Raw genomic sequence first — 16,962 nt, forward strand, 5'->3', positions numbered from 1 at the left:
ATATCTGAATCTAGGCAGATCCAAGATAGGACCGCTGTACGATTTCACTTTCTTTTAACTCGCTTTTTGTTCCTTGTCCGGCTAAACGCCCTGCCATTAAAACATAGCCACGGCTGCAAAAATCTATCGCCATTTCCGCATTTTGATCGACTAAAAGGATCGTCGTTCCCTGCTGATGCAGTTCGGTGATTTTATCATAAACCTCAAAAACTAGTTTGGGAGAAAGACCCATGGACGGTTCATCTAATAATAATAGCTTTGGACTTGTCATCATCGCCCTGGCTATTGCTAGCATTTGTTGTTCACCCCCAGAAAGAAGGCCTGCTAATTGATCCTTTCTTTCTCTTAAAATTGGAAAGGGTTCTGTTACTTCTTCCGCCCGCTGCTGGCGATATTTAGTTGGCAGCGTATAACCGCCTAATAGTAAGTTATCCCAAACGGAGAGTAATGGAAATACATGTCTTCCTTCTGGAACTAGAGACATACCTCGGCTTACTAGTTTAAAAGTTTTTTCTTTAACAATCGATTTGCCTGATAATTGAATATCTCCATTTTTGGGACGGATCTCTCCGATAATCGTTTTCAATAGTGTGCTTTTACCAGCACCATTCGCACCGATAACGGAAACGGCTTCCCTTTCTTCCACCCTTAAACTAACATTGTCTAAAGCACATATTTGCCCGTAATAGGTACTTAGATTTTGAACATTAAGCATGCGCTTCAGCCCTCCCCATATAGGCTTCCAATACGGCTGGATGATTTTGAATCAATTCAGGAGGACCTTCTGCTAGCTTTTCTCCAAAATTTATCACCGTAATTTGGTTAGATAAGGAATTTACCAGATGCATATCATGAGCAATGATTAAGATGGTAATCCCCTGATGATTCACCTCTGAAAATAGATTCATAAGCTCTTTTGTTTCCTTCTGGTTCATTCCGGCCGTAGGTTCATCAAGTAATAACAGATGTGGATTCGTGGCTAATGCTCTAGCAATTTCGACACGTCTTTGATTTCCATACGATAGTTGGGCAGCGTACTCGTTTCGAACGTCCCATAATCCCACGAATTTCAGGGTTTCTTCAATCCGTTCTTTCGCCTCTGATTCTTTGTTCCGAAAGGTTTTGGTCCGGAAAAGAGCAGGTAGAAGATTTCCGCCTGTAAATTGATAGGTTCCTATTAACACCGTTTCAAACACAGTCATATCTGGAAATAATCGAATATTTTGGAACGTTCGTGATACCCCATGCTGGGCAATTTTATCTGGTCTCAATGAGGTAATGTCCTGATTTAAGAACTGTACATTCCCCATATCTGGTTTAATCACTCCCGTAATAAGGTTGAACAACGTACTTTTCCCTGCTCCGTTTGGACCAATAATCGCATGAATATTGTTTTGTAAAACAGAAAAGGATAGATTGTTAACGGCTTTAACGCCTCCAAAAGATTTAGAAAGATTTTGGACGGTTAATATTGCGGAATCATTAGGGAGATCAATGCTCATAACTTAATCCCTCTTTCTCTGGAGTGGTTTCGGCAGCTTGAAGCGTTCTTTTCTGAAGACGTCTTTTGACTAACTGGAATAACCCCATCATTCCCTTAGGGAAAAACATAATCATGACAACAATCAGAAACCCGTAAATGATCATTCTCAATTCAGGAGTTTCCCGCAAGACCTCCGAGGAAACAGTCAGGATGGATGCTCCAATCACCGCCCCAGCAATCGATCCTTGGCCGCCAATCATGACCATCGTTAGAATGGTGACGGACATCGAAAACGTAAAGGTTTCCGGACTAACGACACGAAGGAAATGAGCGTATAAGGCACCGGCAGCCCCACAGAAAGCAGCTGAAATCGTAAACATCATGACCTTTGTTTTAAAAACAGGTATTCCCATCGATTGAGCCGCAAGTTCATCATCGCGAATGGCCGTACAGGCACGCCCAAATCCAGAACGAATGATTAACCTTGTGACCAAAATACCAAGAAAAACAAAGAGTAATAATAAGGGGTAATAGTCCTGGTATTGAAAAAACACAAATTCAAAGGTGCCGATTTTGATCGGAGGCGGAGAAGCTATACCTGCAATCCCCATAGGTCCGCCAGTTAAATCCGTCCAGTTTAAAAAGACAAGCCAGATAATCGTTCCGAATGCCAGTGTCGCCATGACCAAGTATTCTTCAATCAGTTTCAACCCAATAAAGCCAATGATAAACCCGATTAACGCGGTTACGATGATCGATAACGGCAGATTTACCCAAAAGGAAAATCCAAGGTTTTTAGACAATATGGCGGCCACATAGGCGCCAATTCCGAAAAATGCCCCGTGTCCAACCGAGACTTGACCCGTGTAACCAACAATTAAATCTAGACCTAAGGCTAGCAGGGTATAGATTAAAATGAGATTAATAACATACATCACGTATGGATTGGTAACGGCAAGGGGGAGGAAAAATAAGGCGATCACTCCAAGAATCAACAGGAACTTCCGGTAAACTGTTTTATTGGTTTGTATCATCTCTTCTCCTCCCTTACACTTTCTGCTGAATGATCTTGCCAAAGATTCCTTGAGGACGAACAAGTAAAATAAATAATAAGATGACCATCGCGACAGCATCTCTATAGCCAGAGGAAATAAAACCAGCAGCAAAGCTCTCAATGAGACCTAATAATAACCCGGCAATCATGGCACCCGGTATATTCCCCATTCCCCCCATAACGGAAGCAGTAAATCCTTTCAGACCTGCAAATACACCCATCGTTGGATAAACCAGGAAAACAGGTCCTACTAGTATTCCTGCTAGGGCACCGGCAGCTGATCCGATGGCAAAAGTGATCGAAATAATCTTATTTGCGTTAATTCCCATTAATTGTGTTGCATTGATATCTTGTGAGGCTGCTTGAACAGCCTTTCCCATCAGCGTTCTATTCATGAATAACTCTAATACGATCATGACAAGAATGGTAAGGATAATGATAAAAACGTAGTGCTGATTAATCTCCATATCACCTACCGTAAAATTCTTAGAAAGGAATGGTGAGTTCAATCTCTCAGGTGTTGCCCCCCAAATATATTGAGCAACGTTTTGGAGAACAATCGAAATCCCAATGGCTGCAATCAGCAAATTTAACTTGGGCGCCTTTCGCATCCTCATGTAAACGACTTTCTCCATTAAATAGCCGAGAAAAGCTCCTGCACATACTCCACCGAGATATGCTAACCAGATTGGAGTATCTAATAATAGAAGATAAAGGGACACGAATGCCCCTCCCATATAGACTTCACCATGTGCAAAGTTGATAAAGCGCAGCACATTCCACACCATTGTGTAACCAATTGCCATTAACGCATAAATGCTGCCGAGGACAATTCCATTGATTAATTGATCTACGAACACAAATTATCCCCCTATTCTGAATCTTTAATCACTTTAAAGGAACCGTTTTGAACTTGCATGATCATTGGTGTGTTGGAACGATCCCCGTTTTTATCAAATTTAATCGGACCTGTGATTCCTGAAATATCAATGTTTGCTAGGGCATCACGGTCTTTATCGGCGTTTCCTCCGCCTTTTTCTAATGCCTTGGCAATCGCCATGGCTGCGTCAAAAGCAATGGCTGTATTCGCCTGGGCAGGAACATTATTCTTTTCAGCTAAAGCTTTAAACTCTTTCATTTGAGGAGTATTGGCATTTAAATCAATCATGGAGGCAAAAATATGATTCTCTACCGCATCTCCACCCAATTTGATCAGCTGCTCTGAATACATCGAATCATCTGGGGAGAAGAACTGGACATTTAACCCAGCCTGCTTGGCCTGCTGTTCGATCAAGGCGACCTCATTGTACAAGCCTACTACCATCACGGCATCCGGTTTTAGAGTTTTAATCTTGGATAATTGAGCCGAAAAGTTTTTATCGCCTGGGTTATATTTTTCAGCAGTGATAAAATCTACCCCGAGATCTTTAGTGGATTGCTTGGCAGCATCATACATCGTAATACCATAGTCCGTATTTTCGAATATCGCGGCAATTTTCTTCACATTTTTTTCTTTTGCCATATAATTCATGACGGCAGGAACGTATACGGAACCCGTTAAAATGACACGGAAAAGGTATGGATTCTTTGTTTTGGACAAATCAGGGCTGGCCCCCATGTTTAAATGAAGCACTTTTGCCGGTCCGGATACTTCTTGAGAAGCCAACGTCGGCGAGGAATTATATCCTCCAATAATAGCCTTTACACCATCGTTATTAATCATTTTATTGACCACGGCAACTGCTTCAGATGGAGTCGCTTTATCGTCCCCTACGATTAACTCAAGCTTTTTCCCATTGATCCTGCCCTCACTATTAATCTTTTTAAAAGCGAGCTCCACTCCATTCTTCATATCCTGTCCATATTGGGCATTATCACCGGTCATGGGTGCTTGAAGACCCACTCGTAATGTGTCACCGCTTGCGGAGTTACTAGAACCAGTAGAAGAATTTTTTGCTGAACACCCTACCAATAAGAAGGCTAATACCATAAACATTACCATCTTTTTAACAAATAATTTTTTGGAATGCACCAACTTTAGTCCCCCTTTTTTTCATATTACTTATATAGAAATTTGTAAATATAAAAACCTATATTGGCAAAATCAATGACAGGGTGATCGATGATATGGTAGTTTTGGGGTTAATTCCTGATGCTTTGAAGAGTTGAAAGGAAATAGGCGGCAGATTCTAGGGAGCATATGTTGTTTTATTTACGGATATTTTCTTTAATTATTCTTTAATTAAAAATAACAGGTCCATGGTGTTAATGTCAATTTAATTTTCTAAAAATTCAATATTTTATAAAAGATCATTCTCTTTCTAAAGGCTGTTATTAAAAAGGTGTATAATAGGATTAAACACTAAGCTCCGTTTCAGACAGCGTGCGATCCAACTGAACAATGCCCTGCAACACTAAATTGGCGGCTTTTTCAATATCGTAAGGTTCACTATACTCTTCTGGGCAATGACTTTTCCCGCCAATACTTTTCACGAAAACCATAACCGATTTGGTGACACTTGCCATATGGGCAGCATCATGGACAGCCATACTTGGCAACCTCAAATAAGGCTCATTCATTTCCCTGGCAGTGTTTTCAAGAATCGCTACAAGGTCTTCATCTAACACAACAGGTTTTTGATCAAGAAAGACTTCTTGCTGGATGACTACCTCTCTTTTATCGGCAATCTCCCGCCATACCTGATTGATGGTGTTCACCGCGTTCTGTATGGCTTCCTTCGTTTCGGCTCTTACTTCTAAAATAAAGTCAATTTGGCCAGGAATAATATTGGCCGCATTTGGTGTGACTGTTAATTTTCCCACTGTACAAACTATATTTCCTTTTGATGCGCAAACCCTTTCTACCTCAAGAATCATTTCAGCTGCTGCGGTGAGAGCGTCTTTTCGGTTGTTCATCATCGTGGTTCCAGAGTGATTGGCTTCCCCAATGACGGTAACGAAACTACGAAACGTCCCTACGACTCTATCAATAATCGCCATAGAAATATTGGCATTTTCTAACCGCTGCCCCTGCTCAATATGGATTTCAATAAATGCTTTTTTCTCTTTTTGCATCGACTCCATCTTGGAGAATTGATCAAGTCCCCCTCCCACTTTCTTCAGTTCATCCTGAAGGAGAGCTCTTTTAGAGTTACGGGTTTCTTGTAAGTTTTCAGGTTTTAGTTTCCCAACAAAAGCGCGGCTGCCAAAGGTTGATAAATGGAAATCGTTTGATTCCTCTGCCGTAAAGGAAACAATTTCAAGATCATGATTCAGTTTGATCTGATGTTCTCTTAATGTTGTGATGATTTCTTTTGCCGTTAGGACACCCAGCGGCCCATCATATTTACCCCCATTAGGAACGGAATCCAAGTGGGAGCCAATGACAATACTGCCTTTCCTTTTGCCGGTACCTTCATATTTGCCCCAAATATTGGCGGCACCATCAATCGTTACCTGTAGGTCCAATTCCTTTAACTCTTCTATAAACAATTTTCGGACTTGATGATCCTCAGAAGAGAAACTAGGTCTCGTGACTCCTCCGTGTTCATTTTTCCCATATGCTGCATATCTTTCAATGTCGTTCTGTAACCTGCTAAGATTTATTTTCAACCCTTTATGCCCTCACTTTCTTCCTGCTTCATAAAAAAGAGAGCAACGAATGGCATCACACCAATATTGCTGCTCCGGATTTTCACTTACTCTACTAATTTACTTTCCAGGCTGTTCCCACGAAGTTTCTTTCTTCCAAATAGGAAATGTAACGGATATCGCCAAGAAGACTTTTCGCCAACGAAAAATTTCCTTGCTTTAGAAGGGAACGAATACGTGTGGATGAAATGATTTCACCCTGTTCACATTGCAGCGGCTGTAACACACCGACATGAAAATGGGTTTTTAAATCTTCAATGGTGCCCATACGACCTTTTCCAAATTGAAAACAAGGGCCTTCCCATATTTCAACGGGATGGATGAATTGCAGTTCTTCAATAAAGTCAGAACCCGTTTTGTTCATGAATGCTTCATTAAATTGCCCCACGATAACATGATCCACGCCAAGTGCCTTTAAGCGGTTCAGCTTTTCATCCAGTGAGGTGATCCATTGGCCTTTTTTGAAATGGACCTTCGGCGGTGGATCGAAGGTATAGACCACACATGGAACTCCATGAGCCTCAGCCTGTTCTTTTGTTTTTAAAATCAAAGCCTGATGGCCGCGGTGCACCCCATCAAATGCACCGATGGTAAGCACAGACGATGGAAGCTTTAGCGAACCAGGTGTATGAATTTCCAATGGAATAACTCCTTTCTAGCTTAAGGAATTAGCGGCTGGAAATACGAACGGACTGGTTGATCCCTGCTGCCTTTCGAACCAATTCACGCTGTGGTTCCAGATCAAAGTTATTAAACACGGCCATTTGTTGCGCAAATGGCGGACTTTGGGCAAATAATTCAAACGTGGTTCGATGACCTGCGTAGGAGGAATTTAATAAGTCTCTTGCAAAATAGAGCAATTTCCCACGGTCCTCAGGCGTCCACTCGCCAACAGCATAATATTCATCGAAATATTGCTTGATTTCCGGATCTGCCATCGTTGCCGAATCCGGCGTTACTGCTAATTGGCCGCCGACAAGTTCTCTTGTTAAATGGGCCATGGCTGGGAAATTCGCAAGTGCGAACACACGGCCGGTATAAAGAAGGGATTGGTTTGGCATCATTAATCCGCCCGGGCTTCTTTCCGCTTCCGCAACAGCTGCGGTTAAATGTGCATTGATTCCCTCACGGTAGTTGATTAATTGAGAAATTTTTTCTTTTACGGCCTGCAGATGAGTTAAACCGGTTTGTTCGACATTTAATAAAGCGGCTCCGATTAAATAGTCGGCCCGGCGGAGCATTCTAAGGGTGTAATTAAAGGCAGAATAGCGATGAAGAGTAGAACGGATATAGGCGGCAGATTCTAAGGAGCGATGGAAAAGGACATTTTCCCAAGGGATTAAGACGTTATCAAAAATGAGTAAGGTATCAATTTCTTCAAATTTTGTCGCAATCGGGTAATCTTCTGCATTTCGTTCTTTACCAAGAGAGGTTCGGCAAATATGTTTAAGTCCCGGCGAGCCCATATCGCAGATGAATCCGCAGGCAAATGGGGCCATTTTCTCAGATCCGGCATTCCAGTCCAAAATCGTCGGTTTGACGAAGGCTTGGTGTGCATAAGCGGCGGCCGTCTCAAATTTTGCCCCTTTAACGACAATCCCTTTATCATTTTCCTCGACAACATGTAGCAGTGTTCCACCGTCTTTTCCACTGAACAGTTTGCTTCGATCGCCTTTCGGGTCCGTATTGGCTGAAACATGGAACAAGTCTTCCCTTGCCACTCGGTCAATATGATACTTTATATTTTTTGCATAAGTTGGATCGATTTCATTTAATTTATCCTGGGCGTCAAATAGGGACCACATTTCCCCAATCGTTTCGTCCCCCACCCGGTAAACGACTCCGTTAAGATCATCGAGTACGGTTTCGACATGCTTGCGAATGGCAGCTAAGTCTTCTTTTGTTTCAGGGGCTTTGTAAGCACGGGATACGATTTCCCCATCAGGAAGTCTTGCGGTTAAGGTATCGGCATATTTGGCTTCAAGCGCCATATCATACATTCTCGCCTTTACATCAATAATCGGCTTAAAGGATGGATGTTCGGCTACATTTCGAACCTTTTCACCATCAATATAGACCTCCCTGCCATCATTCAGTGATTCACGGTACTGTTTACCTGTCATTAATGCCATTAAATTTCCTCCCCCAAATTTATCACTTATTTTCTATAAATTGACCAAACTTTCCGCGATAGTAAACCAATGGTTCCCCTGAGGCTGCTTGAGCGGTTTGTACTTCCGCCATAAAAACGGAATGTGTTCCTCCCGTCACTTCTTCCACCACACGGCATTCAAGATAAGCCAATGCTTGGTTAAAGACAGGATTTCCGAGCTCACCATACGAAAAGTCTGCAGTCTTAAATTTATCCGTGTTGGCCTTAGCAAATTGCAGGGCTAAATCTTTCTGATCCTCCATCAAAATGTTGACTGTAAAGGATTTCGATTCTGATATCGCATGACAGGTTCCCGTATTTTTATTGACACAAACAAGCAGCATGGGAGGTTCAACGGAAACGGAGCTGACGGCGCTGGCTGTAATCCCAAAATCGATTCCGTTATTCGTTACGGTAATAATCGAGACACCGGTCGTAAAGTGTCCGATGACATGCTTATATTGATTTTGTTCCACTGTAGAGACAGTATTTCGAGGTTCCTTAGTTGAATCCATGTGATAAACATTCCTCCTTTTTATATTAACGGAATTATTCTTAATGTATTCCTTTAATGTGACTATACAGCGGAAAAGAACGGTTGTCAACAGAATTTTCACAATATTCAATATGTTTATATTGGAAATTTTTGAAAGATGAGATAAACTTATAGTTGAAGAAGATTATTCAAAAATAGTAAATTATAGTTACAAGGAAACAACATTTTTGGGGGGATACTTTGAAACCAAGAGCTGGATTTATCGGACCAGATGACTATATCCGTCTTACTTCTGAAATTGCTACTGAATTTAGTGACCGGCTCCAGCCTGTTCCCTTCATCTATCGGGATACCGAGGAAGCAGCAGAGATTATCCGAAATAATCAACATTTAGTAGACTTTTGGATCCTGACAGGGCCTGCTCTTTATAATTCATATCTAAAGAGCGGCGTTAAGCAACCTTATTATCTATTTAAATTAGATGGTGCAAGTTTAACCAAGACATTAGTTGAAATCGGATACAACGATAAGAAGAACGTGGAGACGGCCAGTATTGATATGCTAGCAAAACGAGATGTTTATGAAACCTTTCGAGATCTTGGAATTCCTAGCAATCAAATTCATGTACATGAGTATACGAATGAAACACCTGTTAGCAATCTACTATCCTTTCATCAGCAGCTTTATCGAACGGGGAAAGTGGATCTTTGTGTCACATGTTTACGGGCCATTTATGATCAATTGCGTAAGGAGAACATTCCCGCTTATAGAGTGACTCCAACAAGAAGCAACATACGCGAAACATTATCATCAGCCGTTCAACAGTGGGAAACACTGCACTTTAAACAATCACAGATTGCCGCCATACTCGTAAAGGTTGAAGGAATAGAAAAAAAAGATGTTCATAACATGGTGACGTATGATTTACACCGATTACATTTAGAAATTCAGGCTGCCGTTATAAACTTTGCTGAATCGATTTCAGGTTCGTTTGTCTCAGTGGGAACGGGTATCTTTGTTATTTTTTCCACCCGAGGTTCGGTGGAAGAAACGGAGCAATCGATTAGTTCTCTTCTGGAAAAATTAGCGTTAATTACAGACATGCCGTCTAATATTGGGATTGGTTACGGTGACACAGCCCTATCTGCTGAAGAGAATGCACGTCTTGCCATCCATCATGCCCAAAACTATGACTCTTTTTGTGCTTTCCTCGTTGATGATAATGGAAATATTGAAGGCCCATTAAAAGAGCAAGAATCGATCACCTACCAATACCGGACGGAAAACAAGGAAATAAGTGAGAAACTTAAACACAGCGGAATCACGATTACAACGTTTAACAAAATTTTATCGGTTCAAAAAAGAATAGGTAATGGTTCCATCACGACTTCACAGATTGCGGAATGGCTAAAAATGACTCCAAGAAACGCCCGTCGAATTCTAACCGGTTTGGTTGAACAAGGAATTGCTGAAATTATTGGGGACGAGGCTCCCAGCGCTAAAGGACGGCCAAGGAAAATATATCGAGTAAGCAATGTCTTACAGGAAAATCAGAAATAATAGCATTGTAATGTAAAAACGGATGCCATGTTAAGATGGCATCCGTTTTTACTATTATTGAGTTTGTTCCCTTCTCGCAACCGCTAATAAACTTAAAAATTCAAAGACGACGGTTGCGGCGGTTAAGGCTGTTACTTCGGTGGGGTCGAGTGCAGGGAGCACTTCTACCAGATCAAATCCAATAAAGTTTATTCCTGAGAGCTGGCGCAGCATCTGCTGGGCTTCTGCGCTCGTAAATCCAGCGATTTCTGGAGTGCCGGTTCCGGGTGCATAGACGGGGTCGAGAAAGTCAATGTCAAAGGTGAGAAAAACCTTGTTGTTTCCAACTCTTTCGCGAGCGCGCTTCATCGTTTCATCGAGCCCGATAACCCGCATTTCGTCGGCCGTAATGACTTCAAACCCAAGTTCCCGCGCTTCGTTGATATCGTTAGGATCATAGACGGTGCCGCGCATCCCAATTTGAATCGAACGGGACGGATCGATGATCCCTTCTTCAAACGCTCGGCGAAAAGGCGTCCCGTGTGTATACTTTTCTCCCCAATACTCGTCCCATGTATCCCCGTGGGCATCAAAATGAATAAGGGATAATGGACCGTGAACACTGGCAAGTGCCCTTAATTCCGGTAAAGAAATCGAGTGATCCCCGCCAAGCACAATCGGAACCGCACCCTCCATCGTCCACGCTTTGACATGCTCCGTAATGTATTGATGGCTTTGACCCGTGTTGCCGGGAATCACCATGACATCTCCTCCATCCACCCCCTCCAAAAAATCAACAGGACGAATTTGATGGAAGACATTTGCCGGTCTTAGCAGGACAGAGCTGCGGCGAATGGCCTCCGGGCCAAATCGCGCACCAGAGCGGTAAGTCGCAGAAGTATCAAAGGGTGCACCGAGGATGACAAAATCTTTTTTGTCGATTTCCTGTTGATAGGGTAATCGCATAAACGTTCGGATTCCCGAAAATCTGGGCATCGTACTGGGATTCGGTAGTTCAAAATTCTTGCTCATCGTCATTCCTCCGTATTGGTGTATTCAACCTCCATGAAAAAGGATAGAAATGGGAATCGTTCTATACCCATTTTCTATCCTTGAAAAATTAACTCTTAAATTTTGTGAAGTTGTTCATCTTCAAATGGGATTGGTGCCTCAATAGTCTCCTCGGATTTTAATTTACGTTTCATCAAGACATAGTAAAGCACCGACGGAACGACCAATCCTAAAATCCAGGCAACATCTGCTCCTCCCATTGCTTTAGCTCCTGGTCCTACATAAAGAGAAGTATTCATGAAAGGGACTTCAGCTATTACAGAAACGATATAAGAAATAGAGGTAATTTTGTTAATTTTTCCGTACTTACCATTCAGATCAAAGATATCTTTAATACTATACTCCCCGTGGCGGACAACATAAAAATCAATGAGGTTTATCGCTGTCCATGGGATTAAGAAGTAACTAATAAATAAAATAAAGTCGATAAAATTAGATAAGAAATTTCCCTGTCCTAAAATTGAGAGCAAAGTACCGACCACTGCGATTCCAGCCACAAAAAACATCCTTACCTTTGGCGTCACTTTAATTTTTGAAAAAGGCTCCACCGTGGTTACCGTTGACATAAAGGCACCGTATAAATTAAATGCATTGATGGAAAGTTGACCTAAGATGATCACAACAAACATAATGATGGAGAAACTGCCAAACTGGTTCGCGAGGTTCGTACCAGAATTACTAAGGAAATTCGGAATGGCCGTAGTTAGTAAGACTCCTAAAACCATCATCCAAACAGTGCCTAGAATGGTCCCCGCATACGTATACCAAAAGGTTTTCGAATAATTGGTATCAATCGGCAAATACCTGGAGTAGTCCGCGACATATGGCGCATAGGAAATCTGCCAAGTGGCAACCACACTAACACTTAACATAAAAATGGGCAGATTAAACCCGGCTGGAGACCAGCTTCCTGCCGGCACTGGCAGTTTAAAGACGATTACCGTAGCTGCAATGAAGACGAGGAAAAACACCCATGTTAAATACTTTTGTATTTTATGAATAAGATCATGTCCAACCATTGTCACGATAAAGGTGATGACATTCAGAATAATGATACTTAAAGTTAAATTTAGGTTTAAGGCACTGCTCAATACTTGTGCCCCTAACAGACCGCTGCTGGCAAAAAAACCTAAATACATGAAAATAACGAGAATTAAAGGAATTACCGCGCCTATTACACCAAATTGGGCACGGCTTTGAATCATTTGCGGAATACCAAGTTTAGGTCCTTGAGCAGAATGGGACGCCATGAAAATGGCTCCTAGTAAATTACCAACAATAATAGCTACTACACTCCAAAAAAGATTTAATCCAAAAGTGACACAAAGTGATCCCGTTACAAGTGTGGTAATATGCATATTGGCGGCAAACCAAACGGAAAATAATCCTCTTGGTTTTCCATGCCGTTCGTTTGCTGGAATATACTCAATGCTTCTTGTCTCAATTTTCATAGACCTTCCCCCTGTTATCAATTATTTTCTTGATTTATCCTAGGAGTGAACTTCATTCTTATGCAAATTGCGGTCTTTAGCATTCTCTTTTTCTTTTAAAACAAAGCTCAGTAAATCTAATGCTAACCGGGCACCTACTTGACCTGTCATGCCTGCCGGATCATATGGGGGTGCTACCTCTACTAAATCAAAGCCAATCACTTTCCCTCTTTTGGCAATTCCTTCTAGCATTTCATTTACTTCATCATACAAAAATCCGCCTGGTGAAGGTGTGCCTGTTGCCGGTGCCACGGATGGATCGAGTCCGTCAATATCTAAAGTAACATAGTATTTTTCTCCCTCTGGAAGCATTTCGATGACATTTTCGATTCCCATTTTTCTAATTTGCCTAGGTGATAAAATCACACTGCCGTATTCTCGGGCAGCATCGACATCTTCCTTAAGACTGCTGCTGATTCCCCGAATCCCAAATTGGAAAATCCTCTGAACATGGTCCATTTCTGATAACCGACGGATGCAGCTGCCGTGACCATAACGCTGGCCTGAACGATGATCCGCCCAGTCCAAATGGGCATCGATTTGAATGACGTGAAATGGTCCCAATTCCTCTAATGCTTTACCCACTGGTATGGTAATGGAGTGATCGCCGCCTAACACAACCGGCATGGCTCCTTTTGAGACAATTTTTCGGACGGCAGCTTCGGTATTTTCATGACATTGCATGAGATCGCCATGGACCATGTCCACATCGCCACAATCGACCACTTTCCATTTAGGTCCCAAATACATAATGTCTTTTTCAATATCATAGGCACCATTTAAGCCAAAGCTGTATAGGGTAGAACCTTCACGTATCCCCCTTGGCCCCATTCTTGCTCCAGACTTCCATTGGGTGCCCATATCATTTGGAACACCAATAACAGCTACATCCGCATTTAATTGATCCAAATCTGGACAGACAGGATATTTTCCGAACGTACAGATTCCCGTAAAAGGTAGATTTAAAAATTGTTTTTCATCTTGATTTGACATAAAACTGCCTCCTTTTAACATTTCTTACTAATGGAGATTGCAATTTTCGTGCCAGTGTTGATAGAAAAGGAATATGGTTGGTACATGAGTCAAAATTGACTACCTGGTTCCAACATATTTTTGGATTTTCCGATTCGCAGTGGATTGGCTGATTCCCAATTTTTCGGCCAGTTTAATGCTGCTGGGATATTTTTGATACATCCGCACGATATATTCCTTTTCCAGTGTTTCTATGTAATCGTCTAAAGGGATTTCTTGGTTTGCACTGATGGAGGATTTTTGGTTTGTATCCTCATCTGATTCGAGGTCGATTTCATTACCACTAGTAGTGATAATCTGCTTTTCAATATAGTTTCGTAACTCTCTGACGTTACCTGGCCATTGCTGCTGGCTTAGCCAGGCGGCCATTGTTGGGGTAAAATATTTGTCTAAACCGTATTTACGATTCAGCTGCTCGGTAATCTCGTGAATAAGTGGAATGATTTCTTCCCTTCGCTCCCTTAGTGGAGGAATGTCTATTTTGACGACATTAATTCGGTAATATAGGTCTTCTCTAAATCTCCTTTCTTTGATCAGCGTTTCTAAATGTTGATTGGTGGCACAAATAATTCGGCAGTTCACTTCTATTTCTTTCGTTCCGCCAACTCTCATAAAGGAGTGATTTTGCAAAACCGATAGTAATTTCACTTGAAGATTCATAGGCAGTTCACCGATTTCATCGAGAAAAAGGGTTCCCTTTCCTGCGCATTCAAAATATCCCTTTTTCCCGCCCTTTTTAGAACCGGTAAAAGCCCCTTCCTCATATCCAAAAAGCTCTGACTCAAATAAAGATTCAGGTATCGCCCCGCAGTTCATTTCAATAAAGGGCTCAGCTTTTCTTGAAGACATTTGATGAATCGTATGGGCAATATGGTTTTTCCCTGCGCCTGATTCCCCTTCAAGTAAGACCGTAACGTTTATATTGGCTACTTTAGAAACAATATCGAAAACTTTTGCCATCTTTTCATTCCTATGTAAGAAGGGGCTGGCAGCCTGTTTTCGTAGTTTTTCATTTTCCTCTTGATAGAGCTGTAATGCCTTTGCGACCTGGTCATTTTCCTTTTTTAAATACTCGAATTCCGTTATATCCCTTGAAACACTCATGGCGCCCATTAATAGGCCTGATGAATCAAAAATGGGGTATCCGGAGATGATGAGTTTTCGATTACGGATGGTTTCTTGAATGAGTGTTTCTTTCTTTTTGGTTCTTAACACATTGGCAATGACAGAAGGTGAAAAAAGCCCTTGTTTTTCAAGGTCGAAAAGGTTGTGATTGACGATTTGCTCGCGGGGAATGCCAAATACTTGTTCAGTGGTCTGGCTTGTATATAAAACCATTCCGGCTGCATCCGCAATAAAGATTTCATCAAAAGAATGCTCTAAAATGTGTTTTAATAGAATCGTATCATTCTCGCTTAGATTCATTTTTACCTCCTAGTCATTTTTGAGATAATGATATTCAAAAATGACTAAAAATTCAATATTTTTAAAAAATATTTTAGGAATAATTTTTTGGTAAGAGGATTTTTCTATTACGTATCGAATATAAAAAAATCGAACGTCCCATCACTGAGACGTTCGATCATATTCTATTAATTATTAACCGCACTACTCAATTTTATTAAATACATATCTCTATCGAACTCATCACCAGATGCAAAGGAATGTGTATGACCAAGAAGGATATAGCCCCCATCTTTTGTTGCTTCAATTGACTGACCAAAATCTGCTAAAGGACCTCCATACGTTTTCTTCCATACCTGATCTCCACTATCATTCCATTTCCATAGAGCTAAATCAACGTTTTGTTCAGGAGATTTTTCGTATCCAACTGCCATGTAATTTCCATCGGACGTTTTATATGACCAAGGGCCCACAATAATACATACCAAACTTCTTAAAACCCTTTAGTACTTTCTTTCTAAAAATCCTTAAAGGATTCTACTGATAATCTCTTTTTAATACGGTTCCAATATATGGCCACACAAAAGAAACTTCTCCTTATGCATACACACCAAGCCAGTGCCTGGAGGGTTTGGGGGGTTCAGACGTAGGATCTAAACAACAAGAGAAAGTAAAAAATCTCCTATCCTTACATATTTTTTTACTTCGAATCATCTGTGTTATGATAACAGAATAATAACTGGAGGGTTGTGGACATTCTGAAAGAAAAGATTAAGATCGAGGTTATTCAAAAAGTAATAAACAATTGGAGGGGATTCTTTCTGCCCTACCAAATGGCATTACACGAATTAGAAAGTGATTTCAAGATTATTGACTTAGAATGGAAAATACAACATGGCTATTCCCCTATTGAACATATGAAAATACGTATGAAAACAATAAAATCTTTGGTGGAGAAAATTCAAAAAAAAGAAATTCACTTAACACAAGAAGCGGTAAGGAATGAAATAAGAGATATTGCGGGTGTTAGAATCGTTACAAGTTTTATTGAAGACGTGTATATACTGAAGGAGCATATTGAGCAACGTGAAGACATTCGAATGATACGCGTAAAGGATTATATTCAGGACGCAAAAATGAGTGGATATAAAAGTCTACACCTGATTGTAGAAACTCAAGTTATCCTGTCCAAGGAAATATTATGGGTTCCTGCAGAAATACAAATTCGTACATCCGCAATGGATTTTTGGGCATCCACGGAACATAAACTAAACTATAAATATCAAGGCGAGACTATACCTGAGGATGCTAAAAAGCAGCTCATAGAGCTTGCTAAAGCTTCTTCCTTAATGGATAAGGAAATGTCAAGATTAAGAGCAAAATTACTATCCAATTAAGTAAACGAAGAGACATAACCCCCCGAATCGTGACACTTTCCTCCTTCATTTTCGGGAACAAACGCATTATTTTCTTAAATTTAATTCTTACAAAAATAATTGTCTATAATCCATTCCCAATAACCACAAACATCTCGATCAGGCGCCCTCCCTTTTTAAAAAAGTGATTGAGCGGCGTCTATTTAAGTATTGC

General features: G+C 41.1%; 16 protein-coding genes. 2 read left to right on the plus strand and 14 right to left on the minus strand.

From position 1 onward, the window contains the following. Positions 1 to 10: 10 nt before the first annotated feature. The 9 genes from V7161_RS24350 to V7161_RS24390 form a co-directional block, all read right to left on the minus strand. A complete protein-coding gene (locus tag V7161_RS24350; RefSeq protein WP_335715400.1) occupies positions 11 to 715 on the minus strand; it encodes an ABC transporter ATP-binding protein in 705 nt (234 codons plus the stop codon). Further along, on the minus strand, positions 708 to 1,502 hold the full coding sequence (locus V7161_RS24355; protein ID WP_335715401.1) for an ABC transporter ATP-binding protein: 795 nt from the start codon (positions 1,500 to 1,502) through the stop codon (positions 708 to 710). Before V7161_RS24355 ends, V7161_RS24350 begins: the two co-directional genes overlap by 8 nt. Next, the gene (locus V7161_RS24360) at positions 1,492 to 2,517 is read right to left on the minus strand and encodes a branched-chain amino acid ABC transporter permease (RefSeq protein ID WP_335715402.1); all 1,026 of its coding nucleotides are present in this window, start codon (positions 2,515 to 2,517) and stop codon (positions 1,492 to 1,494) included. The genes V7161_RS24355 and V7161_RS24360 overlap by 11 nt, the downstream gene beginning before the upstream one ends. Before the next feature lie 13 nt (positions 2,518 to 2,530). Next, on the minus strand, positions 2,531 to 3,397 hold the full coding sequence (locus V7161_RS24365) for a branched-chain amino acid ABC transporter permease (RefSeq protein ID WP_335715403.1): 867 nt from the start codon (positions 3,395 to 3,397) through the stop codon (positions 2,531 to 2,533). A gap of 11 nt (positions 3,398 to 3,408) precedes the next feature. Further along, positions 3,409 to 4,569 (minus strand): ABC transporter substrate-binding protein, encoded by a 1,161-nt coding sequence (locus V7161_RS24370; protein ID WP_335715416.1) that lies wholly within the window; start codon positions 4,567 to 4,569, stop codon positions 3,409 to 3,411. 323 nt (positions 4,570 to 4,892) lie between these two features. Continuing rightward, entirely contained in the window at positions 4,893 to 6,149 is a 1,257-nt protein-coding gene (locus tag V7161_RS24375) for a Zn-dependent hydrolase (RefSeq protein ID WP_335715404.1), read from the minus strand. A gap of 94 nt (positions 6,150 to 6,243) precedes the next feature. After that, a complete protein-coding gene (locus V7161_RS24380) occupies positions 6,244 to 6,828 on the minus strand; it encodes an adenylyltransferase/cytidyltransferase family protein (RefSeq protein WP_335715405.1) in 585 nt (194 codons plus the stop codon). Between the two features lie 28 nt (positions 6,829 to 6,856). Then, positions 6,857 to 8,320 (minus strand): 4-hydroxyphenylacetate 3-hydroxylase family protein, encoded by a 1,464-nt coding sequence (locus V7161_RS24385; protein ID WP_335715406.1) that lies wholly within the window; start codon positions 8,318 to 8,320, stop codon positions 6,857 to 6,859. A gap of 22 nt (positions 8,321 to 8,342) precedes the next feature. Next, positions 8,343 to 8,855, minus strand: coding sequence for a flavin reductase family protein (locus V7161_RS24390; protein WP_335715407.1), 513 nt, complete (start codon positions 8,853 to 8,855; stop codon positions 8,343 to 8,345). A gap of 221 nt (positions 8,856 to 9,076) precedes the next feature. Here V7161_RS24390 and V7161_RS24395 point away from each other — a divergent pair, with 221 nt between their 5' ends. Next, complete coding sequence (locus V7161_RS24395) at positions 9,077 to 10,396, plus strand: hypothetical protein (RefSeq protein WP_335715408.1); 1,320 nt, start codon at positions 9,077 to 9,079, stop codon at positions 10,394 to 10,396. A gap of 54 nt (positions 10,397 to 10,450) precedes the next feature. Here V7161_RS24395 and speB (V7161_RS24400) read toward each other — a convergent pair whose 3' ends face one another. From speB (V7161_RS24400) to V7161_RS24420, 5 genes are all read right to left on the minus strand, one after another. Next, positions 10,451 to 11,407 carry an agmatinase gene (speB, locus tag V7161_RS24400; RefSeq protein ID WP_335715409.1) on the minus strand — a complete coding sequence of 319 codons (957 nt, stop codon included), beginning with the start codon at positions 11,405 to 11,407 and terminating at the stop codon, positions 10,451 to 10,453. 95 nt (positions 11,408 to 11,502) lie between these two features. Then, positions 11,503 to 12,897 carry a purine-cytosine permease family protein gene (locus tag V7161_RS24405; protein WP_335715410.1) on the minus strand — a complete coding sequence of 465 codons (1,395 nt, stop codon included), beginning with the start codon at positions 12,895 to 12,897 and terminating at the stop codon, positions 11,503 to 11,505. Positions 12,898 to 12,936: 39 nt separating this feature from the next. Next, entirely contained in the window at positions 12,937 to 13,929 is a 993-nt protein-coding gene (gene speB, locus V7161_RS24410; protein WP_335715411.1) for an agmatinase, read from the minus strand. A 99-nt stretch (positions 13,930 to 14,028) separates the two neighbouring features. Continuing rightward, the gene (locus tag V7161_RS24415) at positions 14,029 to 15,393 is read right to left on the minus strand and encodes a sigma-54 interaction domain-containing protein (RefSeq protein ID WP_335715412.1); all 1,365 of its coding nucleotides are present in this window, start codon (positions 15,391 to 15,393) and stop codon (positions 14,029 to 14,031) included. Between the two features lie 167 nt (positions 15,394 to 15,560). Further along, positions 15,561 to 15,806, minus strand: coding sequence for a hypothetical protein (locus V7161_RS24420; protein WP_335715413.1), 246 nt, complete (start codon positions 15,804 to 15,806; stop codon positions 15,561 to 15,563). Positions 15,807 to 16,121: 315 nt separating this feature from the next. Here V7161_RS24420 and V7161_RS24425 point away from each other — a divergent pair, with 315 nt between their 5' ends. Continuing rightward, on the plus strand, positions 16,122 to 16,769 hold the full coding sequence (locus tag V7161_RS24425; protein ID WP_335715414.1) for a GTP pyrophosphokinase: 648 nt from the start codon (positions 16,122 to 16,124) through the stop codon (positions 16,767 to 16,769). The last annotated feature ends 193 nt before the right edge of the window (positions 16,770 to 16,962 follow it).

Origin of the sequence: Neobacillus drentensis (assembly GCF_036965425.1) — a bacterium.
GTDB classification, from domain to species: domain Bacteria; phylum Bacillota; class Bacilli; order Bacillales; family Cytobacillaceae; genus Neobacillus; species Neobacillus drentensis_F.

Excerpts from the sequence above, each read along its gene's own strand:
- V7161_RS24350 (WP_335715400.1), bottom strand. The coding sequence starts at position 715 with ATGCTTAATGTTCAAAATCTAAGTACCTATTACGGGCAAATATGTGCT.
- V7161_RS24385 (WP_335715406.1), bottom strand. The coding sequence starts at position 8,320 with ATGGCATTAATGACAGGTAAACAGTACCGTGAATCACTGAATGATGGC.
- V7161_RS24360 (WP_335715402.1), bottom strand. The coding sequence starts at position 2,517 with ATGATACAAACCAATAAAACAGTTTACCGGAAGTTCCTGTTGATTCTT.
- V7161_RS24355 (WP_335715401.1), bottom strand. The coding sequence starts at position 1,502 with ATGAGCATTGATCTCCCTAATGATTCCGCAATATTAACCGTCCAAAAT.
- V7161_RS24415 (WP_335715412.1), bottom strand. The coding sequence starts at position 15,393 with ATGAATCTAAGCGAGAATGATACGATTCTATTAAAACACATTTTAGAG.
- speB (WP_335715409.1), bottom strand. The coding sequence starts at position 11,407 with ATGAGCAAGAATTTTGAACTACCGAATCCCAGTACGATGCCCAGATTT.
- V7161_RS24390 (WP_335715407.1), bottom strand. The coding sequence starts at position 8,855 with ATGGATTCAACTAAGGAACCTCGAAATACTGTCTCTACAGTGGAACAA.
- speB (WP_335715411.1), bottom strand. The coding sequence starts at position 13,929 with ATGTCAAATCAAGATGAAAAACAATTTTTAAATCTACCTTTTACGGGA.
- V7161_RS24405 (WP_335715410.1), bottom strand. The coding sequence starts at position 12,897 with ATGAAAATTGAGACAAGAAGCATTGAGTATATTCCAGCAAACGAACGG.
- V7161_RS24420 (WP_335715413.1), bottom strand. The coding sequence starts at position 15,806 with ATGGCAGTTGGATACGAAAAATCTCCTGAACAAAACGTTGATTTAGCT.